This window comes from Solidesulfovibrio aerotolerans (genome assembly GCF_009856865.1).
Classification (GTDB): Bacteria; Desulfobacterota; Desulfovibrionia; order Desulfovibrionales; family Desulfovibrionaceae; genus Solidesulfovibrio; species Solidesulfovibrio aerotolerans.
Genome location: NZ_WVUD01000037.1, coordinates 13,001 through 39,544, shown reverse-complemented (window position 1 = coordinate 39,544; position 26,544 = coordinate 13,001). Strand labels below are relative to the sequence as shown.

Genomic DNA, 26,544 nt, shown 5'->3' with positions numbered 1-26,544 from the left:
AACCCTTTTTGAAAAAAGGGTTTCCCCAGACCCCTTCCCAAAAACTTTTAACGGGTAACGCGAAGGGTCGCGCATATTAGCCATACCCCATTCGGGGGGTCCGGGGGGATCATCCCCCCGGCGGGGCTCGGGGCAGCGCCCCGATTCTGCCTTTTCTTTATTTACCCCTCACGGCCCAAAGAGACCTCCGGACTTTGGCGAGGTCTTTGAGGCCCGGCGAGGATTCCACGCCGGAATTGAGGTCCACGCCGTGGGGCGCGGCGAGGCGCACGGCCTCGGCCAGATTGTCTGGTCCCAGGCCTCCGGCCAAGAGCCAGGGCATGGGCGGGGAAAGTGCGGCCAGTGTTGCGAAATCAAGGGATTGGCCGTGGCCGCCGCCAGCGGTGCCGGCGTCGAGCAGGGCAAAGCGCACTGCGCCGGCAAAGGGGGCGATTTCGGCGGCAAGGCTCCCGAGATCCGGGTGCTTTTGGGGCCAAAAGGCCCGTATGACCCGCTGCGGCCCCACGGCCCGGCAGAAGTCCGCGTCCTGGTTGCCGTGGAGTTGGGCCAGATCGAGGTCGGCTTCGGCCATGATGGCGAGCACCTCGGCCAGGGTTTGTTCGACAAACACACCCACGCGTTTGGCCGAGGTCCGGGGCAGGGCGGCGGCCTGGGCGGGGGTGACGCGGCGCGGGCTTTTGGCGGCGAAGATAAAGCCCAGCCAATCGGCCCCGGCCTCGGTGCAGCCTATGACGTCTTCGGCCCGGGTCATACCGCAGACTTTGACGAGCCGGGCGCTCATGACGCGGCCTTTTCCGTATGGCCGGCCAGGGCGGCCAGGGCCGCGCCGGGATCGGGTTCGGACATGATCGAGGTGCCGACCAGCACGGCGTCGAAGCCCAGCTCGGCCATGGCGAGCACGTCGGAGCGGGTCTTTATGCCGCTGGCGGCGATCCAGAGGCGGCCGGGCCGTTTTTTCGGAGCCAGGGTCCGGGCCACGGCGAAATCAGTTTTTAAGGTATCGAGGTCGCGGTTGTTGACCTGGATGATGTGCGCCCCGGCTGCTTCGGCCCGCTCCAGGTCCACGGCGTCAAAGACTTCGACCACGGCTTCCAGGCCCGCGTCGTAGGTCAGGCGCAGCATGTCGCCCAGTTCCGAGTCGGTGAGCATGCGCACGATCAGCAGCAGGGCCGAGGCCCTGGTGGCGGCGGTTTCGATCACCTGCAGCGGATGGAGCAGGAAGTCTTTGCGTAGCAGCGGCAGGCCGCAGCCGCTGATCGTTTCCAGATAGTCCAGCGAACCTTTGAAATACGTCTCTTCGGTCAACACCGAAATGGCGGCGGCTCCCGAGGCGGCGTAGAGGGTTGCGACATCGGCCGGGGACAGGCCCAGGTTGATGTCGCCCATGGACGGCGAGGCCCGCTTGTATTCGGCGATAACGGCCATGGGGGCCTTGGCAATGAGCGCATCGGAAAAGGACGGCCGCTTGCCGGTATACGGCGCGGGCAGGCGTTGCTCGGCCTCAAGGCCCACCAGCCGGCGAATCTCGGCCGCCTTGGCGGCCCGAAACTTCTCAAGCATGGAACACGTCCTTGAAAAACGCGGCGGCAGCGCCCTGCCCGATGGCGTCGCGGGCCTTGGCCACGCCTTGTTTAAGAGTCAGGTCGCCTTCCAGCAGATGCAGGGCGCAACCGAGGTTGAGCGCCACCATGTCCAGCATGGCTTGGGTGCCTTGGCCGGCCAGCACGCCCTTAAGGACTGCCACGGCCTCGTCGCGGCCCGAAACCACCACATCGGCAAGTTTGCCTTCGGCAACGCCAAGGCTGGTCGGGTCGATGCGTTCCTTTTTGAGCCAGCCGTCTTTGACCCAACACACATCGGCCGGTCCGAACGGGGTCAGTTCGTCAAAGCCGCCTGCGCCGTGGACGACCGCGCCGCAGGACAGGCCGGTCAGCGCCAGCACTTCGGCCATCAGCGGGACGTGGCGGGCGGTGGGCACGCCAAGGATCTGATGCGTGGGGCGGGCGGGATTGAGGAGCGGTCCCATGAGGTTAAACAGCGTGCGTGCGCCGAGTTCCTTGCGGATGGGTCCGATGCGCTTAAAGGCCGGGTGGTAGTTGGGGGCGAAGAGAAAAACGAAATTGTGCTTGTCCAGTTCGGCGGCCACGGCGTCGGGTTCGACGACGAGCGCAAAGCCGAGGGATTCCACGGCGTCGGCGCTGCCGCAGGCGCTGGAAACGGCGCGGTTGCCGTGCTTGACGACCTTGTGGCCCATGGCGGCGAGGTAGAGCGCCACGGCGGTGGAGCAGTTAAAGGAGCAGGTGTTATCCCCGCCGGTGCCGCAGGTGTCGATGCGCGGGCCGGTGAGGCCGGAGACGAGCCGGGCCTGTTCCAGGGCGGTGGTGACGCCGGCCGCGATTTCCACGGCTGCCTCGCCCTTGGTTTTCAGGCCCATGAGAAATGCGCCCACGCACGAGGCGGGCATTTCGCCGTTGTACATGGCCCGAAAGGCGTAGTCGGCCAGGTCTTTGGGCAGGTCTTTGCCGATGGCGAGCAGTTCGAGGCATTCGACGTGTTTTTCCACGGGGCAACTCCTTTCGGGCGAGCGGATGCGGCGTTATTTGGGCGTGTCGATAAGCTCTTCCCGGGCCAAGTATAAAAACGCCTTGGCCCGTTCGAGTTGTTCGGTCACGTCTTCGGCGGTTATGCCGGTGTTGGTTTCGTATTCGGCGCGGTTTCGCAGCCGGCCGGCTTCGTTGAGGAAGCGGTTGAAGGTTTCCGGCAGATAGCCGGTGGCGGTCAGGTGCAGGGCAAAGGCCGAGGGTACGCTGCCCGGATCGGCCACGGCGTAGCCATGGCGTATGAGGAAGGCTTCGGCCACGTAATGCATAACGGCATGGACCCGGCCCACGGCGAAATCGTAGTGCCTTTCGCTGGCGAGCAGTCGCGCGGCGCGCAGGCTGGCTTCCGCTTTGGCGATAAGGGCGGGGATGGTGTTCAAAATGCTGGTCCCTATAAAATCTTAGCCGGAAAATTCCCAATCAGCTTCATGCCGTCGGGCGTGAAGACCGACTCCGGGTGAAACTGCACACCCACCCACGGGCGGTCGCGATAGCGCATGCCCATGACTTCGTTTTGCTCGGTCCAGGCCGTTATTTCCAGCAGCTCAGGCGCTTTGGCGGCCTGCACGATCAGCGAATGGTAGCGGCAGCACTCCATGGGGTTGGGCAGGCCCTCGAAAAGGCCCATTTCGCGGTGATACACTTCAGACGTCTTGCCGTGCATGATGCGATCAGCCACGACGACGGGCGCGCCAGCGAAATGCCCCAAAATCTGATGCCCCAGGCAGACGCCGAAAACCGGCGTGGTCACGGGCAAAAGCTCCAAAAATTGGAGGCATAGCCCGGCATTGACCGGGTTGCTCGGGCCGGGCGAGATGCAGACCTTTTCCAGCGTGCCAGACGCGGCCAGCTTCAGGATTTCGGGATCGTCGTTTTTCAAAACAACAGGATCGTTCCCCAACTGCTGGAAGGCCTGGACGACGTTGAAGGTGAACGAGTCGAAGTTATCAATAAGTAAAAACATCGCCTTCCTCCTTGGCAGCCAGCACCTCGGCAATGACCCGGGCCTTGTTTTGACACTCCACCCATTCCTTGGCCGGATCGGAATCGAAAACGATGCCGGCCCCGGCCTGCCAGGTCAGCATGCCGTCGCGTATCCACATGCTGCGGATGGTAATGCCCGTGTCCAGGTTCACATGCCCCTCGTCCAGGCCGATCCAGCCGATGCAGCCGGCATACGGCCCGCGCGGCAGGCTGTGCTCCAGCTCGGCAATCATCTCCATGGCCCGGACCTTGGGCGCGCCCGAAAGCGTGCCGGCCGGGAAGGCGCATTTGAGCACGTCCAGGGCGTCGAGGCCCTTTTTCAGCTTGGCCGTGACATAGGAAACGATGTGCATGACATGGGAAAAGCGCTCGACAGCCATGAACTTTTCGACATTGACCGTGCCCGGCTCGGCCATGCGGCCCAGGTCGTTGCGGCCAAGATCCACAAGCATGACATGCTCGGCCCGCTCCTTGGGATCGGCGAGCAGTTCCTCGGCCAGCCGGTCGTCCTCCACCGGATCAGCGCTGCGATGGCGCGTGCCGGCAATGGGGCAGGTGGTCAGTTCGCCATCGCGGCAGCGGATGAGCAGCTCAGGCGATGAACCCAGCAGCGTAACCCGCGGCAGGCGCATAAAAAACATGTACGGCGAGGGGTTTACCTGGCGCAACCGGCGGTAGACCACAAACGCGTCGCCGGAAAAGGGCGCGGTAAACTGGGTGGACAGCACCGTCTGGATGCACTCGCCGGCCCGGATCATCTCCTTGCACTTGGCGACCGCTTCCATATAGCCGGCCGCGTCCGGGGTGTTGACCACCTTGCCGATGACCGGGCGATCCATGGGCGCAAAGATGTTGGCGTATTCGATCTTGGCCTTTTTGCCCTCGTCCAGCGACAGATGCAGGCAGCGGTGTTTGACGTGGTCGAAAAGGACCACCCGGCCGGGCAGCACCAGACAGAATTCGGCTTCATTGGGCGGCAAGACTTTAGCCAGTTTCGGCTCGAAGATGCCGGCCACGCCGTAGCCGAAATAGCCGACCAGCGAGCGGGTAATCGGCGGCACGTCAGCAAAGCCCTCTGGGGATAAGATCTTCATATCGGCCAGAATGCCGCGCATGCCTTCGATAAAGCCCTGGCCGTTGTAGGCCTCCAGCGGCGTCAGTCTGGGGTCGCGGGCGCTGACGTCGAGCTTGCCGTCCTTGAGGCGAAGCCGCAGTCGGAAATCCCAGGCAATGAGGCTGTAGCGGCCAAGACGACCGTCCACTTCGGCACTTTCGAGCAAAATGCCGGGCCGCTCGCCGACCAGCCCCAGAAACAGGCTGATGGGCGTCTGGACGTCGGCCGGCAGCCACGTCCCTTCCTGGCGAAGCGTTATCGCACTCATGGGTTGTCCTTTTTTTCCGTCTTGGCCGACCACCAGGCCTCGGCCCGGCGTACCAGCAGATCAATGTCGCCTCCGGCGGCGATATTCAGGAAATTCCGGTAATTACGCACCACTTCATGGCTGTACGGATTGGCCTCGAAAAGGGCGGTGAAAAGGGCCGCATCCTTGGTGATGAGCTTTTCCGCCGCAGTAAGCCGGCGCGCAAACGATGGGGTCAGATACTTGGCCACGGCGTCGTCGGCTGTCTGGGAAGCCAGATAAGCCACGGTTGTGACGAAATTAAGGCCCTGCACATAGGCCGCCGCCCGGTCATGCTCCTCGGCCGTGGAGGCAAAAGGCGCAAAGCCCACCCGCCGACACCACGCGGCGACCAGCTCGGTGGCCCAGCCGGCAACGCCAGGCCGGCCGTCCATGACCGCCACCCGCAACCCGTCATCCGCCGCCGGCTCGGGACCAAACAGCGGATGCGTGCCGACCACCGGCCCGGGGTAGCCCTCGACCATGGCGGCGATAGGCAGCGTTTTCACCGACCCCACATCGGCCAGAATCTGCGGCGCGGCCAGATGCGGGGCAAGAAGGCCCGTCACCTCGGCCGTGGCGTAGACCGGCACAGACACCAGCACCAACTCGGCCCCGGTCACTGCCGCCTGGATGTCGGCCGGGGTCAACGGCCGCCCCAACTCGCGGACCTCAATGCCAACCGCCCGGCTCCTGGCAGCGAACAATCGTCCCATCCCGCCCTTGGCCCCAACCATGGCAATGGTGTTGATAGCGGCCGGAACACCGGCTGGAGCGCCCGAAGGCAGGGTTTCCCCTTTGCTGCGGGCCGCTTGGCCCGGGGTTTCCTTCCCCAGCCCCCCACCTTCCCCAAAAACTTTTTTCTGGGGGGCGGGCGGTGTTCCTTGTTTGTGCGTATCAGCCATAATTGTCTGTTGTTCCTGATAAAAATGTAACTTTTGGTGGTTGGTGCCCCGGCACCAACCACCCTCCCCCTATCGAGGGGTCCGGGGGGATGATCCCCCCGGCGGGGTTCGGGGCAGAACCCCGATTACTCCGCTTCGTGGAGCGCTTCGCGGATCGTTTCCCATTTTTCCCAGAAGGTCGGGAACGATTTGGCCACGCAGCCCGGGTTATCAAGGACCACCTCGATGCCGGCCAGTTCGAAGATGGCGGCGGACATGGCCAGCCGGTGGTCGTCGAAGGCGGAAAATTCCACGCGCTCATCGGTGCGCAGCGGGCGCGGCTGGATGCGCAGCCCGTCGGCCCGGGTGGTGATGACGGCCCCGGCCCGGGTGCAGTTTTCGGCCACGGCCTCGATGCGGTCCGATTCCTTGAGGCGCAGATGGGCCACGTTGCGGATGACGGTCTCGCCTGCGGCAAAGCAGGCCACGGCCGCCACCGTGGGCACGAGGTCCGGGCAGCGGCCCATGTCCAGTTCCTGGCCGGTCAGGTCGCTGGGATGGACGGTAATGGTCTCGTCGGTGGCTTCGATGCGCGCGCCCATTTGGGCCAGGATGTCGCGGATGGCCCGGTCGCCTTGCAGGGAATCCTGGCGCAGCCCGACGATGGTGACCGGTGCCGGGCCGACCGCCCCGGCGGCCAGAAAATAGGAGGCGCTCGACCAGTCGGCTTCCACGGCGTAGGTGCGCGGCATATAGCGGGCCGGCTGCATGGCAAAGCGGATCTGGCCCGGCACCACATCAGTGAGGGTGCGCCAGTCCGTGGCGGCCCAGCCGCCGTTGGTCCGGGTCTCCACGGCAAAGGGCACGGAAAAATCGGCCAGTGTCGAGAGGGTGATGGCGACATAGGGCCAGGACACGGTCTTGTGCCCGGAAATTTCGATGGTCAGCGGTGCGGCGGCCAGGGGCGCGGCCAAGAGCAGACCGGAAAGGTATTGGGAGCTGTCCTCGAGGCTGATGCTGGTGGTGCCGCCATGCAGCCCCCGGCCCACGAGCATCATGGGCGGGCAGCCGGATTTGGCGAGGTAGAGGGCTTCCAGGCCCTGGGGGAGCAGGGCGTTTATGAGCTCGCCGATGGGCCTGTCGTGCATGCGGCCATGCCCGCGCAGTTCAAACAGTCCCTTGCCGGCAGCGGCCACGGCGGTCAGCAGCCGGCAGGTGGTGCCGGATTCGCCGACATCCAAAATAACGGCGTCGTCAGTCTCGGGATCGCCGCCCTGGGGATGGCCGGCCGTGCCGGAGACGATGATGGAGCCGTCGCTCTGGGGATGGATGTCCGCGCCCATGGCGACCAGACAGTCCCGGGTGCGGTGGATGTCCTGGCTGTCGAGCAGGCCGGTGACGCGGCTGGTGCCGGCGGCCAGGGCAGCGGCGATGACGGCCCGGTGGGACACAGATTTGGACGGCGGCGCGGTGATAGTCGGCATGGAATCCTCGTAAAGGTTGTGCAACAGGGGGTTTGCAACACGAGAAGGGGGAAAGCCTCCGGCGGCCAAAGGGGTGACCCCTTTGGAATCCCGCAATGGTTTCAGTCTCTCGTGTCTCTGGATTGAAGTTCGCTCCCGGCTATCCGTTCTCTCTCCAAACACTCCCCATAATTTTTTCCCATCCAGGGGGTCCGGGGGGGATGATCCCCCCCGGTATTCTTCTCTTTCTACTCTTCCTCTTCCACTCTTCTATTCTTCTACTCTTCCATCTTCTCGGCCGCGCCGTCGGCCAGGTCCACCTGGGGACCGGCCGGGTAGCAGCCGAGGATACGCAGACTGTGGGTGTTTTCGGTCAACGTCGCCAGCAGTTTTTTGTATTCCTCGCGGGTCAGGTCGCATTGCAGATCGGCGAAAAACACGTACTGCCATTTTTCGCCCCGGATGGGCCGCGATTCGAGCTTGGTCAGGTTGATGCCTTCGCCGGCCAGATGGGAGAGCACGTGATAGAGCGCGCCGGGCTTGTTGGGCACGGTAAAAAGGATGGAGGTTTTATCGCGCGTCTGCTGCTTGGTGTCTTCGGGGCCGATGATGAAAAACCGCGTCCAGTTGTCCGGCATGTCTTCGATGGGGCTGGCCAGGACGTTGAGATTGTGCATGGGAGCCAGACGCAGATGGCCGATGGATGCGGCGGTTGGTTCGTTGGCCAGCCGCGCGGCGGCGGCAGCCGTGGAATCGGTCGGGATGACCTTGGCCTTGGGCAGATGGGCCTTGAGCCATGCGGCGCACTGGGCCAGGGGCTGGGGGTGCGAATAGACGGTGTCTATGGCTTCCAGGCTGGTGGCGGTGGAGAGCAGGGCGTGGCTCACCCGGCAGGTGATTTCGGCCTGGATAAACACGTTGTAGCGCTGGAAGTTGTCCAGGCTCTGGCCGATGGTGCCTTGCAGGGAGTTTTCCAGCGGCACCACGCCAAGATCGGCCTGTTTGCCGGCCACGGCGGCGAACACGTCGCCGATGGTGGTCTGGGACAGGAAATCCGGGGAATGGCCCAGGGCGGCCATGGCGGCGAAGTTGGAGAATGTGCCTTCGGGACCGAGATAAGCCACCCGCTCGGGGCGCTGGAGCCGACGGGAGGAGGAGAGAATTTCCCGGTAGATGCTGAGCAAATGCGCGGCGGGCAGGGGGCCGGGGTTGGCTGCGGCCAGCCGGGCCAGGACTTCCTGTTCGCGAAAGGGTTTAAAGATGGCGCTGTCGCGGCCGTCTTTGCGCCGCCCGACCTCAAGGCTGAGGGCAGCGCGTTTGCTCAGCAGGGTGAGTATTTCATTGTCCACGGCGTCGATGCCGTGGCGGATTTCCAGCAGGGCTTCTTCCAGGGAACCCGGGGCGGCGGTCTTTTCGGGGCTGTCATTGTGCATGTCAGCCTTCCTTGATGTCTTCGGCGATGCGCATGCCGAAATGGCGACCGGCCACGTCGGTGCGCACGAGCACCGTGTCGCCAACGGCCAGGGTGACGACGCTTATGGGTTTGCCCTCGGGGGTGACCACCCGGATGGTTTCGGCGTTTTGGAGAAACACCTTGCCTTCCTTGCCCTCGACCTCGGCGGTGATGAGCAGCATGGGCCGGATTTCGGTTTTAACCCGCCCGACCACAGCGGTCTTGGTGGCACCCTGGTGCGAGACGATGAGCACTTCCGATCCCGCGTTCAGTTCTTCGAGGTAGCGGGTCTTGTCCCCGGGCATCTGGCAGTAGGCGTGGACCGCGCCGGCGTTGATGCGAAAGGGCCGGGCCGCGACATAGGGATTGGACTCGGTCTCGGCGTTGACCAAAAAGGTGAAGGCCGAGGAGTTGCCGACGAGCATCCCTTCGCCGGTCTTAAGGATGCTGGTCGTATCTACGCAGACCCGATGGCCCAGGCCCGCGTGTTCGATTTTGGTGATGGTGGCCGGGACGAGGTCCATTTTGCCCTGGGAGAGTTTGAGTTCGTTGACGATGGTTTTGAGGTCGCACACGGCTTCGGGGGTAATGAGCAGCTTGTCAGCGCCGCGCTCCAGCACCCCGGCGGCCAGGCGCGCCCGATCCAGGCTTTCGCATTCAAGGCCCAGGCCCTGGGTGCAGGCCAGGATATTTTCGACGGGAATGATCTCCCAACCCTTGGCCAAAAAGACCGGCCGGCAGGCATTGAGCGCTTCGATGGCCGTTCCCTCGTCGTCCTTGCAGCAAATGGGGACCAGTTCAAACTCTTCGGGCGTCATCACTTTGGTGCGCCCCAGAGCCAGAATCCGGTCGGCATCGGCGGCCTCGGCCACGAACCCGTCCACGCCGGATTCGAGGCCAAGGGTGACGATATCTTTGTCAAAGGGAACGACCTTGAGCCATATTTCCTTGGTCATGACCTAATCCTTCAAGAGTTCGAGGGCCTGATCCACTTCCCAATCGAGGTGGACGATGCCGTGCAGGGCCTGGACCATGCGGGCCGGCTGGGCGTGCTGGAAGATGTTGCGGCCAATGGACAGGCCCGAGCCGCCGGCCTGGACCGAGTCGTGGGCCATTTGCAGCAGATCGCGGTCGTTGTCCATTTTGGCGCCGCCGGCAATGACCACCGGGATGCAGCAAGCCTCGGTGACCCGGGAAAAGGTTTCGATGTCGCCGGTGTAGGGCACCTTGACCACATCAGCCCCGAGTTCGACGCCGACCCGGGCGCAATGGGCCACCACTTCGACATCGTATTCGTTTTTGACCTTGGGACCGCGGGCATAGACCATGGCCAGGACCGGCATGCCCCAGTCGGCGGCGCGGGAGGTGGTTTCTCCCAGATGGGCCAGCATGTCGCGCTCGGTCTCATCACCCAGGTTGATGTGCAGGGACACGGCGTCGGCCCCGAGCTTGATGGCGTCTTCGACGGTGCCGACCAGCGTCTTGGCGTTGGGGTAGGGCGAGAGGCTGGTGGAGGCGGAAAGATGAATGATAAGGCCGACGTCGCGTCCCCGTCCGCGATGGGAGCAGCGGGGCAGGCCTTTGTGCATGAGCACGGCATTGGCTCCGCCCTCGGCCACCTGGTTGACGGCGTCGCGCATGTCAATGAGGCCAGAGATGGGGCCGACCGTGACGCCGTGGTCCATGGGGACGATGATGGCGCGGTGGGTGTTGCGATTGAAAATGCGTTCGAGGCGGACGGCTTTTCCAAGCAGCATGGTCATCTCCTGTGGTTTGGCCCTCCCGGCTGCGGACGCCGGCGACATGGGAATAAAAAAAGGGCCGCCGGCGTGATGCCCGCGGCCCTGGAGTGGCTCGTTGCAGTTGAACTAGTTCGACCGCACCCCCCCCAGACCACGGGCGTGGCTAAACCAAAACCAAAAATAGAACCCGGAGGTCAGATTGCGGAGGGTTTGCATGGGGAATACGGGTACTTTCCGGTGTCGCCTCCTGTCAAGTGGTTTTTTGGTGCCCGGCTTCGCCTTGCAGTTCGGCCCGCACGCGCCGGGCGGCTTGGACCAGATTGGCCAGGGCGGCGGTCACCTCGTCCCAGGTGCGGGTTTTCAGGCCGCAGTCCGGGTTGGCCCACAGGCGCGACGGGTCGATGACGGCGGCAGCCCGCCGCAGCAGGTCGGCCATCTCGGCAACTGACGGCAGGCGCGGGCTGTGGATGTCGTACAGCCCCGGGCCGATCTCGTTGGGGTAGCCGTCCCGGGCAAAGGCGGCCAGCGGCTCCATGCGGCTGCGGCTGGCCTCGATGCTGATGACGTCGGCGTCCATGGCGGCAATGGCCGGGACGATATCGCCAAAATCGGCGTAGCACATGTGGGTGTGGATCTGGGTTTTTGCCCGGGCCACGGCGGCGGTCAGGCGAAAATCATCCACGGCCAGGGCCAGGGCGGTTTCCCAGTCGCGCCGGCGCAGCGGCAGCCCCTCGCGCAGTCCCGGCTCGTCGATCTGGATGGCCCGGATGCCGGCGGCTTCGAGGTCGGCCACCTCGTCGCGCAGGGCCAGGGCGATCTGCCGGCGGGTCACTTCCCGGGGCTGGTCGTCGCGCACAAAGCTCCAGGCCAGGATGGTGGAGGGGCCGGTGAGCATGCCCTTGACCGGCTTTGGCGTGAGCGACTGGGCGTAGACGGCCATGGCAACCGTCATGGGGCCGGGCCGGGATACGTCGCCGTAAATCACCGGCGGCTTGACGCAGCGCGTGCCATAGCTTTGCACCCAGCCGTTTCGGGTGAAACAGAAGCCGTCGAGCATTTCCCCGAAAAACTCCACCATATCATTGCGTTCGGGTTCGCCGTGGACCAGCACGTCAAGGCCCAGTGCCTCCTGGCGGGCGATGGCGTCGGCCACGCTGGTTTTAAGAAAGGCCTCGTAGGCGCTCGCGTCAAGCTGCCCCTGGCGGAAGCGCCGGCGGGTTTGCCGGATTTCCGGGGTCTGGGGAAAGGAGCCGATGGTGGTGGTCGGCAGCAGGGGGAGGTGCAAGGCGGCCCGCTGCTGTCCGGCCCGCACGGCATAGGGAGCCGGGCGGTGGAACATGTCCACGGAGATGTCGGCCACGCGCCCGCGCACGGCCGGGTTGGCCAGCCGGGGGCTTTTGCGGCGCGACTCCCAGGCGGCCCGGTTTTCGGCCAGGGCGGCGGCCACTTCGGGCCGGTCGGCACCACCCGGGGCGGCGGCATCGGCCAACAGGCGCACCTCCCGGCATTTCTGCACGGCAAAGGCCATCCAGGACCGGATTTCCGGGTCAAGGCCGGTCTCGGCGTCGAGGTCCACGGGGCAGTGGAGCAGGGAACACGACGGGGCGATCATGAGCCGGTCGGGGCCGAGATGGCTGGCGGCCAGTTCGATGCGGGCCAGGGCGGCGGCGGCATCCACCCGCCAGATGTTGCGGCCGTCCACCAGCCCCAGGGACAGGGCGGTTTGCGGGGCGAGTCCCTTGGCCGCCAGGGCGAGCTGGGTGGGGTCGCGCACCAGATCGACATGCAGGGCCGCCACGGGCAGGCCCTGGGTAAAGGCCAGATTGTGGGCGATGCTGCCAAAGGGCGCGGCCAGCATGAGCCTGGCCGGGCCGGCCGCCTCGGCCAGGGCGGCATAGGCCCGGCGGAAGGGGAGGAGCAGTCCGGTCGGCAGATCCTGGCCCAGGACCGGCTCGTCGAGTTCGATCCAGGGACAGGTTGCAGCCAGCCGGGCCAGCAGGTCGCAGTAGGCCGGCAGGAGCTTGGGGAGCAAGGCCAGCCGGTCAAAAGGCTGGCCGGCGCAGGAGCCGAGCATCAGGAAAGTGGCTGGTCCGGGCAGCACGGCCTTGGCCGCAAATCCGGCCGCCCGGGCTTCGGCCGCCTGCTGGAGGATGGCGTCGCCGGTCAGGGCGAAGGTCTGCTCGGGCGTAAATTCCGGGACGAGGTAGTGGTAGTTGGTGTCAAACCATTTGGTCATCTCCAGCGCCGTGACATCGCCCCGGGCGTCCTGGCCGCCCCGGGCCATGCGGCAGTACAGGTCCAGCTCGACCGGACCGCCGGCATGGTTGTAGCGCCCGGGCACGACGCCAAAGAGGGCGGCGGTGTCGAGCATGTGGTCGTAGAAAGAGAAATCGCCCACCGGCACGAGGTCGATGCCGGCGTCGCGCTGGGCGGTCCAATGGCGCAGCCGCAGTTGCGCGGCGAGGCCTTGGAGGGCGTGCGGGGTGACGGTTCCGGCGAAAAAACCTTCCAGCGCGGTCTTGAGTTCGCGGGCCAGCCCCATGCGGGGAAAGCCCAGGGAATGGGTAAGCATGTACCATCCTCCATAAATGCCCGAAGGCGTTTGGTGCGGAGGTCGACATGCCCCGGGATCGGGGTGGGAGCGCGAAAAAAGAAAACCCGTTCCCATACTGGGATACGGGCGCGGGTGTGCAGCACGCAGGAACGCGCCAAAGCGGTCCCCGTCGCTGGTACTCCGGCCCATGTCGCGAGGCCCGAATGCCGACCGTTTTCGAGGCGTCTTCTGGCTTACGGGGTTGGTCATAATGACCGTGGTCCGTGGCCGCGTCCTTCCCGGGATCACCCAGTGGACGGCGGCCGGTTGCCCCCGAATACAGCAGCGCGACTGCGACGGATTCCCACCGTCTTCCGTTTCTCGAAAGGTCCTCTCAACAAGCAGACGGCCCAGGGATAGCGGCGACGGGTCGCGCCGTCAAGGGATCGGTGGTGCTGGTGCAGGGGAGCGCCGCCGGCGCGCGGGCAGGGAGGGCTGCTTGCGGGGTAAGTTGCTGGAACTTCCTTATTTTTGGCTGCAAAGGGTTTTATGATAAAAAAGTTGCAAGAGCGGTTGGGGGTTGTGCCTGGAGACCGGGTGAATCGGGGAAAAGGTCTTGCGAGGGGTGTGGCGGTCTGCTAGTTGAGTCGGTGAACCCAGTACCGAGGACCGTTTCGGGGGGGCTTTTTGCAGGCCTGGTGGGGAGTTTGTCGGCGCGGGCAGACGGACGTGAAAAAAAGAACTTTGGTCTTGACGGGCGTTTCGGCGCTTGTTAATTTGCGCACAAGCAATCCGCTGTTCCCTTCGGACAGGAAAAATATTGGTGAGTTGTCCGCCGGTGAGGCGGGCGGGGGCAGAGCGTCCCGAACTTCCGGAGCTTATTCGCAATATCGGCACCAAGCGACGCCGGTGCGCGTGGGCAGGCCGGGGCAGGGTGCGAAAAAAGCACCGGAACTGCAACGGCGCGCGGATGTCCTGACGCACCATGGCGTTCAGCTCTTTAATGGATTGGGCGCTGGGTGTACAACAACTAAACGTTTGGAGGACTACTTATGCCTACCTTTGTGGATCCGAGCAAGTGTGACGGATGCAAAGGCGGTGAGAAGACCGCGTGCATGTACATTTGCCCCAATGACCTGATGATCCTCGATCCTCAGGAAATGAAGGCTTTCAATCAGGAGCCTTCTGCTTGTTGGGAATGCTACTCCTGCGTGAAGATCTGCCCCCAGGGTGCCATTTCGGCCCGCCCCTACGCCGACTTCGCTCCCATGGGTGGCACCTCGATCCCCATGCGCTCTGCCGATTCCATCATGTGGACCGTGAAGTTCCGCAACGGAAACATCAAGCGCTTCAAGTTCCCCATCCGCACCACCCCTGAAGGTTCGATCAAGCCCTACGAGGGCAAGCCTGAGCCGGGCGATCTGGAAAGCGAATTGCTCTTCACCGAGACCGCGCTGACCACCCCCAAGGAAGCTCTGGGCAAGAAGTTTGACGTTACCGGCGCTGACACCACGCAGTGCTGGCTCGACGGCTTCTGCAAATAGTTTTTTTGTTGCTAATCGCTTAGCCATCCACCTCACGGAGGAACACGAATATGCCGACCATTCCCGTTAAGGACGAGCCCAAAGGCGTTGCCCTTGCCGAGCCGGAACTGATTGAAAAAGACGTTGACATCCTTTTTGTTGGCGGCGGCATGGGCTGCTGCGGCGCGGCTTTCGAAGCCGTTCGCTGGGCCGACAAAGTCGGTGGCGACATCAGCATCATGCTGCTGGACAAGGCTTCCCTCGAGCGCTCCGGCGCCGTTGCCCAGGGTCTGTCCGCCATCAACACCTACCTTGGCGACAACAATGCCGACGACTACGTCCGCATGGTCCGCACCGACCTCATGGGTCTGGTTCGCGAAGATCTGATCTACGATCTGGGCCGCCACGTTGACGATTCCGTCCACCTGTTTGAAGAGTGGGGCCTGCCCTGCTGGACCAAGGGTGACGACGGTCACAACCTCGACGGTGCCCAGTCCAAGGCTGCCGGCGTTTCCCTGCGCACCGGTGCCAAGCCGGTCCGTTCCGGCCGTTGGCAGATCATGATCAACGGTGAGTCCTACAAGTGCATCGTGGCCGAAGCGGCCAAGAATGCCCTGGGCCAGGACCGCTACATGGAGCGCATCTTCATCGTGAAGCTGCTCCTGGATGCCAAACAGCCCAACCGCATTGCCGGTGCTGTCGGCTTCTCGACCCGCGAAAACAAAGTCTATGTCTTCAAGTCCAACGCCATCCTGGTGGCTTGCGGCGGCGCGGTCAACGTGTACCGTCCCCGCTCCACTGGTGAAGGCATGGGCCGCGCCTGGTACCCCGTGTGGAACTCCGGCTCCACCTACACCATGTGCGCTCAGGTCGGCGCTGAGATGACCATGATGGAAAACCGCTTCGTCCCGGCCCGTTTCAAAGACGGTTACGGCCCGGTCGGCGCGTGGTTCCTGCTGTTCAAGGCCAAAGCCACCAACGCCAAGGGTGAAGACTACTGCGTCACCAACCGCGCGATGCTGAAGCCCTACGAGGATCGCGGCTACGCCAAGGGTCACATCATCCCGACCTGCCTGCGTAACCACATGATGCTTCGTGAAATGCGCGAAGGCCGCGGCCCCATCTACATGGACACCGCCGGCGCCCTCCAGGCCACCTTCGCCAACCTGAATGCCGAGCAGCAGAAGCACCTTGAAGCTGAAGCTTGGGAAGACTTCCTCGACATGTGCGTCGGCCAGGCCAACCTGTGGGCCTGCACCGACACCGAGCCCGAGAAGAAGGGCTCCGAGATCATGCCGACCGAGCCGTACCTGCTTGGTTCGCACTCCGGTTGCTGCGGCATCTGGGTCTCCGGCCCGGACGAAGCCTGGGTTCCCGAAGAGTACAAGATCAAGGCTGACAACGGCAAGATCTACAACCGTATGACCACGGTCAACGGCCTGTGGACCTGCGCTGACGGCGTCGGCGCTTCCGGCCACAAGTTCTCCTCCGGCTCCCACGCTGAAGGCCGTATCTGCGGCAAGCAGATGGTCCGTTGGGTTGTCGACCACAAGGACTTCAAGCCCACCCTGTCCGTCACCGCCGCCGAGCTGGCCAAAGAGATCTACCAGCCCTGGCACACCTTCACCGAGAACGTCGGTCTCTCCACCGACCCGATCGTCAACCCGAACTTCATCAGCCCGCATAACTTCATGATGCGTCTGGTCAAGTGCACGGACGAGTACGGCGGAGGCTGCGCCACCCTGTACACGACCTCCAAGACCCTGCTCGACACCGGCTTCCAGCTGCTGCAGTACCTGGAAGAGGACAGCAAGAAGCTGGCCGCCCGTGACCTGCACGAACTGATGCGTTGCTGGGAGCAGTACCACCGCCTGTGGACCGTTCGTCTGCACATGACCCACATCATGTTCCGCGAAGAGACCCGTTACCCGGGCTTCTACTACCGCGGCGACTTCCTGGGCCTGGACGACACCAAGTGGAAGTGCTTCTGCAACTCCAAGTACGATCCGGCCACCAAGGAAACCAAGGTCTTCAAGAAGACCTACTACCAGATCATTCCCGACGCTCAGTAGGGATGACCAGAGGGGCCGCGAGCTTCGGCTCGCGGCCCCTTTTTAACGGTCTTACCCGGGCGGATGGACCGTGCTTTGACGCCTGCGGCGGGGGCGGTCTATCCTCGCGGATCAGGCCGTTTTCTTGCTGGCCATAACCATTGCCGGGAGGTTGCGATGTCGAGCAACGCGATACTGGTCGTCGGCGGCGGCTTCAGCGGCATCACCGCCGCGCTGGAAGCCGCGGAGGTCGGCCACGAAGTCTACATCGTCGAGAAAAATCCCTTTCTCGGCGGCCGGGTGATGCAGCTCAATAAATATTTCCCCAAGCTGTGCCCACCCTCCTGCGGTCTGGAAATCCAGTTCCAGCGCATCAAGAACAACAAAAAAGTCAAATTCTTCACCATGGCCGAAGTGACCAAGGTCACGGGCAAGGCCGGTGACTACGAAGTCACGGTGAAGATCAAACCCCGCTACGTCGAACCCGGCAGCGTCGATCTCTCCGAGAAGTGCAAAAAGCTTTCCAAGGACATCCCTAGCGAATTCGAACTGGGCCTGGGCGACCGCAAGGCCCTCTACATGGACGTCCCTTTTGCCTTCCCCAACCGCTACGTTCTCGACAAGGAACGCTGCACCAAGGAAGACCTGGAGCTGTTGTCCGGTTCCGACGTCGTCAATCTCGACGATGCACCCAAAGAGGTCGTCCTGAAAGTCGGCAGCATCGTGTATGCCACCGGCTGGAAGCCCTACGACGTGACCCGGCTGACCAATCTCGGTGCCGGCGAAATCGCCAACTGCGTGACCAACATGCAGCTGGAGCGTCTGGCTTCGCCCACCGGTCCGACCAACGGGATGATCGTGCGGCCTTCGGACGGCAAGTCCCCGCGCAGCGTGGCCTTTGTCCAGTGCGCCGGTTCGCGTGATGAAAACCATCTCAATTACTGCTCCTATATCTGCTGCATGGCGTCGCTCAAACAGGCCGCCTATGTCCGCGAGGCTTTCCCGGACGCCCGCGTGACCATCTACTACATCGATCTGCGTACCCCGGGCCGTTACGACAACTTCGCCAAGCGCATCCTTGACGACGACCGCATCAACACGGTCAAGGGCAAGGTGGCTGCCGTGGCCGAAGACGCCGGCACCGGCGACGTCATCCTGACCGTGGAAGACGCCGTTTCCGGCATCAAATCCGATAACCGTTTCGAACTGGTCGTCCTGGCCACGGGCATGCAGCCGAGCATTGCCGGCGAGCGCCTGCCCGTGGACGTGCCCGTCGATGAGATGGGCTTTATTGTGGGCGGCGAGGAAAAGGGCATCTTTGCTGCCGGTTGCGCCGCCACGCCCCTTGACGTTATGAAGTCGGCCCAGTCGGCCACCGGCGCGGCCATGAAAGCAATCGCTTCGGTGAGAGGGAGGTAGCGGCGATGGCCGAAAAAATCGGTGTCTATATTGACGAGTCCAGCGTCGCCCCGCTTCTGTCCGCTGAGGAGTTGGTCGCGTTTGTCAAAGCGAAATGTGGTGGGGCCTGCCCCATCGTCAAATCCCACAAGCGACTGTCGAGCCCCGACGGCGTGGCCATGATCAAGGCCGATGTTGCCACGGGTGAACTCGACGCCGTTCTGCTCTGCGGCACCTCGCCCCGGGTGGACTGGGAACTCTTCGACTTCGGCGACAAGGTCATTGTTGACCGCGTCAACCTGCGCGAATTCGTCGTGCTGGGCTATAAAAACCCGGACGGTTCGGCTCCGGTGCCCGGACAGCCGGTACCGCCCGAGCTCACCTCCATGGTGTATGACTACCTGCGCATGGGCGTGGTCAAACTCCAGAAGATGGGCACGCCCAATCCCGAAATCCCTGAAACCGTCAAGACCATCCTGGTTCTCGGCGGCGGCTGGACCGGCATCAATGCCGCCCTGTCCGCCTCCGGTGCCGGCTACGACGTAGTGCTGGTGGAAAAGGAAGCAGCCCTTGGCGGTAAGGCCGCCGGGCTCTACAAGACCTTCCCCATGAACTACCCTTACCTGGAAGCCACCGACACCGGCATTGACCGCCTCATCGGGCTGGTTGCCGGCAACGGCAAGATCCGGGTCTGCCTGTCCACGTCGCTCAAGCTCCTGGCTGGCGCGCCCGGACAGTACACGGCCACCCTGGTGACCGGCGGCAAGGAAGAGAATCTGGCCATCGGTTCCGTGGTTCTGGCCGCCGGCTGGACCCCCATGGATACCGACGTGCTGGCTGCCTACGGCTACGGCACGCTGCAAAACGTGATCACGTCGGCCCAGTTCGAAGCCATGGTCAAGGCCGGGGCCATCACCCGCCCCTCTGACGGCAAGGCTCCGAAAACCGTCGCCTTCATCGTTGACGTGACCAAGGCCATGGAAGCCACGCCGGCGGCTCCTGTCGAAGAAGCCCCGGCCGAAGCGGCCAAACCGGCCGACAAAAAAGCGGGCGAAGCAGCCGAAGCTCCGGCTTTCAGCCCCATCAAAACGCCCAAGCACCTGGCCTACTCCTCGGAGCTGACCAGCCTGGTGGCCCTTAAGCAGGCCAACTACGTGCGCGAAAAGCTCGATGACGCCGTGGCCCTTATCATCTACGACAGCATGATGGTGCCTGGCTTAAACGAACGCTACTACCGGGCCGCCCAGGACAATCCCGGCATCATGCTCACCAAGGGCACGGTGACCGGCGTTGTTCAGGAAGGCATCACTATGGTGGTTTCGGCCACGGATACGCTGCTTGGCGGCGACATCTCCGTGGCGGCCGATCTGGTGGTCGTGCCCACCGGTCTGGTTCCGGCCACGGCGCTGGACCCGACCATCAACCTGCTCTATCGCCAGGGTCCGGCCTTCCCGGATCTGGCGCTCTTTGACGGGTTTGCCGATTCCAACTACATCTGCTTCCCCTACGAGACCCGGCGCACCGGCATCTATGCCGCCGGTTGCGTGCGCCAGCCCATGACCATGGCCCAGGCCAAGGAAGATGCTGCCGGCGCGGCCCTCAAAGCCATCCAGTGCATCGAATCCGCCAGCCGGGGCGTGGCCGTGCATCCCCGTTCGGGCGACCTGTCGTACCCGGTGTTTAACTTCGTGCGCTGCACCCAGTGCAAACGCTGCACCGAGGAATGCCCGTTCGGCGCCCTGGACGATGACGAAAAAGGAACGCCCAAGCCCAACCCCACGCGTTGCCGCCGCTGCGGCACCTGCATGGGTGCTTGCCCCGAACGCGTCATCTCCTTTGACAACTACAACGTCGACATGATCGGTTCCATGATCCGCGAGTGCGTCATTCCCCCGAAAATCGAGGAAGGCGGCCCCCGCGTGTTCATCCTGGCCTGCGAAAACGACGCCTATCCGGCTCTGGATATGGCGGCCCTGCGCGGTCGGAAATGGAGCCCCTACGTTCGCATCATCCCGGTTCGCTGCCTGGGTTCGGTCAACGCCATCTGGGTTGCCGACGCCATGAGTAAGGGTGTTGACGGCGTCATGATGCTCGGTTGCAAATACGGCGACGACTACCAGTGTCACTTTGTCAAGGGTTCTGAAATCTGCAACCGCCGCAAGGAAAACATCGCCGAGTCGCTCAAGCGTCTGGGCGTCGAACCCGAGCGCGTCGAGCAGTATCAGGTGGCCATTGATGAATATGACAAGATTCCCGACATGATCGACCAGTTCATGGACATGGTCCTCAAGATCGGGCCGAACCCGTTCAAAGGCTATTAGGAGGGAAGGCTCCATGGCATACGAGCAGCGTATCAAGCCCGATCTGCAGTTCGTCAAGGACGTGCAGGCGGCCGGTGGCGAAGCTGTCAAAAAATGCTACCAGTGCGCCACCTGCAGCGTGGCCTGCCCCCTGGCTCCGCCCGAGACCCCCTTTCCGCGTAAGGAAATGGTCTGGGCCCAGTGGGGACTCAAGGACCGTTTCGACGGCGACATCGACATCTGGCTGTGCCACAATTGCGGATCGTGCTCTGATCTGTGTCCCCGTGGCGCACGCCCCGGCGACCTGATTGCGGCCATTCGCAACATCACCTACCGGGATCTGGTCGAACCGACCATCATCGGCAAATGGATGAGTTCGCCCAAGCATCTGCCCAAGCTGATTGCCATTCCGGCCGTGCTCTATCTGCTGATCTGGCTGATGACCACCGGCTTTGGCCTGCCCCAGGGCGAGATCATCTACGGCAAGCTCTTCCCGGGCGACTACACCATCGATCCGATCTTCGGTCTGGTTGCCCTGTTTGTGGCGTACTCTTTTTACAAGGGCGTCATGAAATTGTGGAAAAGCTTTGATCAAGCCATTCCAACCACCCTGCAAATCGGGACCAAGACCAAAAAGCCGACGCTGATCGAATCGATCAAGGCCGTGCTTTTTGATGAAGTCGCCACCCACGTCAAATGGAACGATTGCGGCAAAGACAATACGGAACGGTTTAAGGGCCACCTGTCGCTCTTTTACGGCTTCGTGGCGCTGGCCATTGTCACCTCCATCGTGGCCGTGTCGCATTGGGGCGGTCTGATCGTGCCCTTCATCGCGCCGCTTGGGCATACGCCCATGCCGCTGTGGAGTCCGGTCAAACTGTTGGCCAACATCGGGGCCATTGCCCTGCTCTACGGCCTGACCATGCTGACCCGTCGCCGCATCAATGTTGATCCAGCCACGTCTACTTCGTCGTATTATGACTGGTATCTGCTTGGCGTCATCTGGGCTGTCGCTTTGACGGGCCTTGGCGCGGAGATCTTCCGCTTGGCCGGTGTGGCTTCTTTGGCCTATCCGACCTATTACCTGCACCTCATTGCAGTGTTTATGCTGTTTGCCTATCTGCCCTGGTCCAAACTTGGGCACTTGGTCTACAGAACGACGGCATTGGTGTACGCCCATCAGGTTGGGCGTCTCCCGCTCAAACGTGAAGAAGACAAAGTTTTCATGATTTAATAGGAGGCTCCCATGGCTGAAGCGCGCAAAGTGTTCCCCATGAATACGTTCGTGTCGTACCTCAAGGGAATCGACAAGGAAGGCAACAAGAAAGGCGTGGCCGAGATGGTCGGCTTTATGTCCGGCATGGAAATCGACGCGGAACTGGCGCCGTTTGCCGCCGCTCTCGCCAAGGCCTGGATCTACGAGCAGCACCCGGAACTGGTCCGCATGAGCTCGGGCGAAATGGGTGCCACTGCCCAGAACGTCTCCGTGGCCGTGCTGCCCCCGGACGTTGTGGCCGAAGTCAACGCCATTTTCGCCAAGCTGACCGATTCCAAGAAGACCATTGACGCGCAGGCTGCCAAGCTCGCCACGGTCGAAAAGGAACTGGCCGAGAAGACCGCCATTCTCAAAGACGTCGAAGTCCGCATGAAGGCGGCCGAAGACAAGGCCAATCGCCTTGAGGCGTCTGCTCAGGGTGCTGGCGAAAAGGTTATCGTTGCTTCCGAGGCCAAGGTTGTCGAGTACATCGGCAAGGTCGACGAGCTGCTCAAGCTGATCGAAGATGTGAAAAAGCACGGCGTTGTCACCGTCTCCGGCGGCGGCGCTGCTGCGGCTGGCGAAGCGGCCGGCGGTTCCGGCGAACCCGATGTCGGCGGCACGCCGTCCTCGGATTTCGGCTTCGGTTCCGACGCGTTTGCCACCGATAAGTGGTAGCAATCGACTCCGGTCGATTCCTGGGAGGCCCTTTGGGGCCTCCCTTTTTTTTTAGGCGCCGCCAGCCTCATGCCGCCGCTTGCCGGCTTCCTCCCGTAACCGCGCCAGAATCTCGTCATACCCCTCGGGCCGGTGCGGGCGCAGGCACGGCGTACAGTCTTTGACGCCGTGGCGCAGCACGCAGTCGCCGCCACAATTCTCTAAGAAATACAGCGGACAAAAGCAGAACAGGCAGTTAAACGCCGCCGCGTCAGCCCCGGGGTGGCAGGGGAAGTAACGGCAGTCGCGATTGCAGAAATAGCGATGGCTGTTTTCCACGAAGTCTCCTCAAATACGGCACGAAGATTGCTTTCTCCGGTTTGCGTCATCGCGAAGTTCGTAACACCGGGATACCGACATGGCCATTGAGACAACCAAATCTGCCGCTCCTCCACAGGATTTCCTGGCAAAGGCGGCCGCAAGCACGCCAGGTTCGGCCAAGTCCGCGCTCGACCCGAAGTTTTTCGATATCATGCTGCAAAGCGGCTACGGGATCAACGCCCAAGTCAGTAAAAACAGCAAGCTGGCCATTCCCCAGGGACAAATGATCACGGGCCTGGAGATGTTGTCTTCGGGCGAAGGTTCCGGCAAGGAAGCTGCCTTGTCCATGCTTGGCTACCAGTCCACTGCCAAGGGCTTGACAGGGAGCCAGGGTAGCCCTGGCAGCAGCCTGGACAAGTTCCAGGGCAGCGCCATGGCCACCTTGTCCCGCATGGCCATGGAGCAGGCCGCAACCGACAGCGGGGCGACTGCGCCGTCTGCGGCCGGAGGCTCCAGCCTGCGTCGGAGCGTTGACAAATCCGCCGTGCGCATGGCCGTTAGTCCCAATGCCAGACACCCGGACGATCTGGGCCACCTGGGCCGGGTGGGCCAGGCTTCGGGCCGGGGTGGATTTACCAAGCGCGAAGAGGAACTGTTGCTGGCTGCGGCCGGGGCGGAAAACATCCTGGCCGAGTCGTCCCGGGTGGAAAAGGTCAAGGAACAGGCGGCCAGCTCGCGCAAGGTGCTGCCTTCAGCCCTTGAGCACAAGGCCGGCAGACTCTCGGCCCAGTACGAATCCAATTCGGAAATCGACTACATCGGCTACGACAGCCGGGGCGGCACGTCCTACGGCCAATACCAGATCGCCTCAAAGACCGGCACCATGGACTATTTCATCCGGTTTTTAGACGACAAGGCCCCGGATATCGCCGCAAAGTTGCGGACCGCCGGTTCGGCCGACACCGGCGGGCGCAGCGGGCGCATGCCGTCCGTATGGAAAGATATCGCCGCAGCCGATCCCAAGCGTTTTGAAGCCTTGCAGCACGAGTTCATTCGTTCCAACAACTATTCGCCGGCCGCCAAGTCCATCGTCCTGACCACGGGGGTGGACGTCACCCGCCGTTCCTATGCCCTGCGCGAAGTATTATGGAGTACGGCGGTGCAGCATGGGCCGGGCGGAGCCGAGCGCATCTTCACTCAGGCCATTGATAAGGCCGAGGCCCAGCCGGTCAGTCAGGATTTTGACAAGTCGGTTATTGAAGAAGTGTATAGGATTCGGGGAAAGAAGTTCTTCCGCCACAATAAGCGTGTGCGCGAGGCTGTTCTGTCGCGATTTCGGGAAGAACAGAGCATGGCCATTGCCCTGCTCGACGGCGCTCCGGTCTGAGCACGCCACAACTTTTCGCAAGCCCGGACGTTTGCCTCCACCGAGGTGAACGCCCGGGCTTGGTTGCGTGCGCAACACTGCTTTGCCCAGCGGCGATTTTCAGGTAAGGGGGCGGCAGGAGGGAGCCATGTCCGACACTGCGCTTGGCGACGCCAACCATCTTGCCCAACGGCTGGGCGATCTGAAGCGGTGCTTTGCCCTGTCGCGGCTGGTGACCGAATCCCTGGAACTCTCCGAAGTGCTCGAGCGCATTATGACCACTTCGCGCCAGGCCCTGGGGGCCGAGGCAGCCAGTCTGCTGCTCGTGGATGACGCTCCTGGCCCTGGCCGGGGGGAACTTGTTTTCACTGTGGCCCAGGGACCGGCCTGCAACCGGCTCCAGTCCGGTTTTCGTCTGGCCCCGGGCGAGGGCGTGGCCGGCTGGGTGGCGGCCCGGGGAGAGGCCACCCTGATCCCCGACGCGTATTGCGACCCGCGCTTTAACCAGGCCGTGGACAAGGTGACGGGCTATCGCACCCGGTCCATGCTGTGCGTGCCGCTGCTCTACCGCGATCAGGTCATTGGCGTGGTGCAGTGCATCAACAAGGCCGAGGGTGGACAATTTTCCGTCGACGACCTGGAGACCTGCTCCCTGCTTGCCGCGCAAGCGGCCGTGGCCATTGTCAATGCCCGGCTGCACGGCGAGGCCTTGATCAAGCAGCGCATGGATTTCGACATGGAGGTGGCGGCCAGCGTCCAGCAGGGCTTTTGGCCCAAGGATGTGCCGGCCGTATCCGGTTACGACGTGGCCGGGGTGAGTCTGCCCTGCGACGCCACGGGTGGGGATTATTACGACTATCTCATGCGCCCGGGCTGCGGCCGGGAGAGCATGTTTCTGGTGGCTGTGGGCGATGTCACCGGCCACGGCATCCAGGCGGCGCTTTTAATGGCCAGTGTGCGGGCTTTTTTGCGCTCGCGCCTGCTCTCGCCCGGCTCGCCGGTGGAGATTGTCTGCGACGTCAACCGGCTCTTGGCCGCTGACATGGGCTCCAGCGGCCGGTTTATAACGCTTTTTCTGCTGGAACTGTGCCCGCTGACCGGGCAGTTGCGCTATGTCCGGGCCGGGCATGATCCGGCCCTGCTCTACGATCCGGCAACGGACGAATTTCAGGAATTGGGTGGCCGGGGTATCCCGTTGGGGATTGACGGCGACTGGCGCTATGAAGAAAACGTGGTACAAGGATTGCCGCCCGGGGCTGTTTTGGCCCTGGGCACCGACGGCATCTGGGAAGCGCGCGGCACGGCCGGCGAGATGTACGGCAAGACCCGCTTGCGAGCCGCTTTGCGCCGGGCTGCGGCCGGGGACGCCAAAAGCGTCGCCCGGGAGGTGCTGTCTGATCTGGAGGCGTTTCGGCAGGGCGAACCCAATCGCGACGACGTCACCCTGGTCGTGATCAAGGCCTTGGCGGGCGCAAAACCAACGGAGGCGGCATGAAATTGACGTGTATCTTGGCAGCAGCGCTGCTGCCCGGTCTTTTTTTGGCCGGTTGCAGCAAAGAAGATCCCAAAAGCTATTCCAAAGTGGATTATAACAAGGACGGCAAGATCATCTTTGAGGAACTCATTGTGGTCTTCCCGGATCTGACCGTGGAGGAATTCCTGATCGCCGATGCCGACAACAGCGGCGTCCTCTCGGAACGGGAATACAACCGGTTCCGCCAGGCCAGGGACGCGGGGAAAAAGCTCGACGCCTCTGCGCCGCCGTTGGCCCCAGAGCCGGCCAAGCCCGCCGAGCCGGCCAAACCGGCTGAACCGGCCAAGGCTGCCGAACCAGCCAAGCCAACCGAACCCGCGCCAGCCCCGGCAGGCGCACCCCAGACGCCGGCCGCGCCTGCGTCCCAGGCCCCAGCCGAGCCTGTCCCGGCCCCGGTTGCGCCTGTCCCGCCCACCCCTGCGCCGGTGGCTGAGGCGGTGGAGATGGTGGTGGCCGAGGCTACGCCGACCAAGGCCCCTGCGCCGGCAGCCGCGACCAGCTACACCGTGGCCCGGGGAGACAACCTGGTGCGCATCGCCAAGAAATTCGGCCTGACGCCCCAGGAGCTCATGGCCGCCAATGGCATCAAGGATGCAGATCGTCTGGAAGCCGGCAAAGTGCTGACCATCCCCGGCCAGAGCGGCCCGGCGGCAGCAAGTAGCGAGGTCAAGCCGGCGGTGGCCGCCTTTGTGGCGGACTATTTTGCCAAAAGCAGCGCCGCAGACGTCACCGCGCTGGTTGATCTCTACGGCGAGTCCGTGGACTATTATAAGAAGGGCAAGGCCGGATCGGATGTGGTGCGCCAGGACAAGGCGGCCTATTTTGAGCGCTGGCCCGAGCGGTCTTACAAGACTGCCGCCCCGACCGTAGCGGAACTGCCCGGCGGGGATATCAAGGTCACGATTCCGGTGGATTATGTGGTCAAGCGGGCGGAGAAATCCGTGCGGGGAAAGGCCACCTTTACTTTGCTGCTGCGGCCGGCTGGCGGTTCCTACCGCATCATCGGCGAACAAAGCGCGGTGCTCGAACACAAGTAGCACAACTCCTGACGGCAGTCGTTCTCAGGCCGGGAGGGAAACC

22 protein-coding genes and 1 riboswitch are annotated in these 26,544 nt (G+C 63.3%); of the genes, 9 read left to right on the top strand and 13 right to left on the bottom strand.

Features of this window, described 5'->3' with window-relative positions:
- Positions 1-157: 157 nt before the first annotated feature.
- The 12 genes from GTA51_RS16030 to metE all read right to left on the bottom strand — a co-directional run bounded on the left by GTA51_RS16030 (position 158) and on the right by metE (position 13,098).
- Positions 158-781, bottom strand: a complete 624-nt coding sequence (locus GTA51_RS16030) for a phosphoribosylanthranilate isomerase (RefSeq protein ID WP_160962835.1) — start codon at positions 779-781, stop codon at positions 158-160.
- Positions 778-1,560 carry an indole-3-glycerol-phosphate synthase gene (locus tag GTA51_RS16025; protein ID WP_160962833.1) on the bottom strand — a complete coding sequence of 261 codons (783 nt, stop codon included), beginning with the start codon at positions 1,558-1,560 and terminating at the stop codon, positions 778-780. Before GTA51_RS16025 ends, GTA51_RS16030 begins: the two co-directional genes overlap by 4 nt.
- Positions 1,553-2,563, bottom strand: a complete 1,011-nt coding sequence (trpD, locus tag GTA51_RS16020; RefSeq protein ID WP_160962831.1) for an anthranilate phosphoribosyltransferase — start codon at positions 2,561-2,563, stop codon at positions 1,553-1,555. Before trpD ends, GTA51_RS16025 begins: the two co-directional genes overlap by 8 nt.
- A 33-nt stretch (positions 2,564-2,596) precedes the next feature.
- A complete protein-coding gene (locus tag GTA51_RS16015; RefSeq protein ID WP_160962829.1) occupies positions 2,597-2,980 on the bottom strand; it encodes a HEPN domain-containing protein in 384 nt (127 codons plus the stop codon).
- An 11-nt stretch (positions 2,981-2,991) separates the two neighbouring features.
- Positions 2,992-3,564, bottom strand: a complete 573-nt coding sequence (locus GTA51_RS16010; RefSeq protein ID WP_160962827.1) for an anthranilate synthase component II — start codon at positions 3,562-3,564, stop codon at positions 2,992-2,994.
- A complete protein-coding gene (locus tag GTA51_RS16005; protein ID WP_160962825.1) occupies positions 3,548-4,966 on the bottom strand; it encodes an anthranilate synthase component I family protein in 1,419 nt (472 codons plus the stop codon). The genes GTA51_RS16010 and GTA51_RS16005 overlap by 17 nt, the downstream gene beginning before the upstream one ends.
- The gene (locus GTA51_RS16000) at positions 4,963-5,889 is read right to left on the bottom strand and encodes a prephenate dehydrogenase/arogenate dehydrogenase family protein (RefSeq protein WP_160962823.1); all 927 of its coding nucleotides are present in this window, start codon (positions 5,887-5,889) and stop codon (positions 4,963-4,965) included. Before GTA51_RS16000 ends, GTA51_RS16005 begins: the two co-directional genes overlap by 4 nt.
- A gap of 125 nt (positions 5,890-6,014) precedes the next feature.
- Positions 6,015-7,352 (bottom strand): 3-phosphoshikimate 1-carboxyvinyltransferase, encoded by a 1,338-nt coding sequence (aroA, locus tag GTA51_RS15995; protein WP_160962821.1) that lies wholly within the window; start codon positions 7,350-7,352, stop codon positions 6,015-6,017.
- 257 nt (positions 7,353-7,609) lie between these two features.
- On the bottom strand, positions 7,610-8,764 hold the full coding sequence (gene pheA, locus GTA51_RS15990; RefSeq protein ID WP_160962819.1) for a prephenate dehydratase: 1,155 nt from the start codon (positions 8,762-8,764) through the stop codon (positions 7,610-7,612).
- Position 8,765: 1 nt separating this feature from the next.
- Complete coding sequence (locus tag GTA51_RS15985; RefSeq protein WP_160962817.1) at positions 8,766-9,740, bottom strand: 3-dehydroquinate synthase II family protein; 975 nt, start codon at positions 9,738-9,740, stop codon at positions 8,766-8,768.
- A 3-nt stretch (positions 9,741-9,743) separates the two neighbouring features.
- The gene (locus GTA51_RS15980; RefSeq protein WP_160962815.1) at positions 9,744-10,541 is read right to left on the bottom strand and encodes a 2-amino-3,7-dideoxy-D-threo-hept-6-ulosonate synthase; all 798 of its coding nucleotides are present in this window, start codon (positions 10,539-10,541) and stop codon (positions 9,744-9,746) included.
- A 235-nt stretch (positions 10,542-10,776) separates the two neighbouring features.
- The gene (gene metE / locus GTA51_RS15975; protein ID WP_160962813.1) at positions 10,777-13,098 is read right to left on the bottom strand and encodes a 5-methyltetrahydropteroyltriglutamate--homocysteine S-methyltransferase; all 2,322 of its coding nucleotides are present in this window, start codon (positions 13,096-13,098) and stop codon (positions 10,777-10,779) included.
- A 185-nt stretch (positions 13,099-13,283) separates the two neighbouring features.
- Positions 13,284-13,476: riboswitch (cobalamin riboswitch) on the bottom strand.
- A 635-nt stretch (positions 13,477-14,111) separates the two neighbouring features.
- Between metE and aprB the strand changes: the two genes are divergently transcribed.
- The 6 genes from aprB (at position 14,112) to GTA51_RS15945 (ending at position 22,264) form a co-directional block, all read left to right on the top strand.
- On the top strand, positions 14,112-14,603 hold the full coding sequence (gene aprB / locus GTA51_RS15970; RefSeq protein WP_160962811.1) for an adenylyl-sulfate reductase subunit beta: 492 nt from the start codon (positions 14,112-14,114) through the stop codon (positions 14,601-14,603).
- Positions 14,604-14,653: 50 nt separating this feature from the next.
- A complete protein-coding gene (aprA, locus tag GTA51_RS15965) occupies positions 14,654-16,654 on the top strand; it encodes an adenylyl-sulfate reductase subunit alpha (protein WP_160962809.1) in 2,001 nt (666 codons plus the stop codon).
- Positions 16,655-16,810: 156 nt separating this feature from the next.
- Positions 16,811-18,052, top strand: coding sequence for a CoB--CoM heterodisulfide reductase iron-sulfur subunit A family protein (locus GTA51_RS15960; protein ID WP_160962807.1), 1,242 nt, complete (start codon positions 16,811-16,813; stop codon positions 18,050-18,052).
- Positions 18,053-18,057: 5 nt separating this feature from the next.
- Positions 18,058-20,352, top strand: a complete 2,295-nt coding sequence (locus GTA51_RS15955) for a hydrogenase iron-sulfur subunit (RefSeq protein WP_160962805.1) — start codon at positions 18,058-18,060, stop codon at positions 20,350-20,352.
- 13 nt (positions 20,353-20,365) lie between these two features.
- Entirely contained in the window at positions 20,366-21,565 is a 1,200-nt protein-coding gene (qmoC, locus tag GTA51_RS15950; RefSeq protein WP_160962803.1) for a quinone-interacting membrane-bound oxidoreductase complex subunit QmoC, read from the top strand.
- Between the two features lie 12 nt (positions 21,566-21,577).
- Positions 21,578-22,264: a hypothetical protein gene (locus GTA51_RS15945; RefSeq protein WP_160962801.1), complete on the top strand. Its 687-nt coding sequence runs from the start codon at positions 21,578-21,580 to the stop codon at positions 22,262-22,264.
- 51 nt (positions 22,265-22,315) lie between these two features.
- Here GTA51_RS15945 and GTA51_RS15940 read toward each other — a convergent pair whose 3' ends face one another.
- Positions 22,316-22,582 carry a cysteine-rich small domain-containing protein gene (locus GTA51_RS15940; protein WP_160962799.1) on the bottom strand — a complete coding sequence of 89 codons (267 nt, stop codon included), beginning with the start codon at positions 22,580-22,582 and terminating at the stop codon, positions 22,316-22,318.
- 79 nt (positions 22,583-22,661) lie between these two features.
- Between GTA51_RS15940 and GTA51_RS15935 the strand changes: the two genes are divergently transcribed.
- From GTA51_RS15935 to GTA51_RS15925, 3 genes are all read left to right on the top strand, one after another.
- On the top strand, positions 22,662-23,951 hold the full coding sequence (locus tag GTA51_RS15935) for a VgrG-related protein (protein ID WP_160962797.1): 1,290 nt from the start codon (positions 22,662-22,664) through the stop codon (positions 23,949-23,951).
- Positions 23,952-24,078: 127 nt separating this feature from the next.
- Positions 24,079-25,425 carry a PP2C family protein-serine/threonine phosphatase gene (locus tag GTA51_RS15930; RefSeq protein ID WP_160962795.1) on the top strand — a complete coding sequence of 449 codons (1,347 nt, stop codon included), beginning with the start codon at positions 24,079-24,081 and terminating at the stop codon, positions 25,423-25,425.
- Positions 25,422-26,501, top strand: coding sequence for a LysM peptidoglycan-binding domain-containing protein (locus tag GTA51_RS15925; protein ID WP_160962793.1), 1,080 nt, complete (start codon positions 25,422-25,424; stop codon positions 26,499-26,501). The genes GTA51_RS15930 and GTA51_RS15925 overlap by 4 nt, the downstream gene beginning before the upstream one ends.
- The last annotated feature ends 43 nt before the right edge of the window (positions 26,502-26,544 follow it).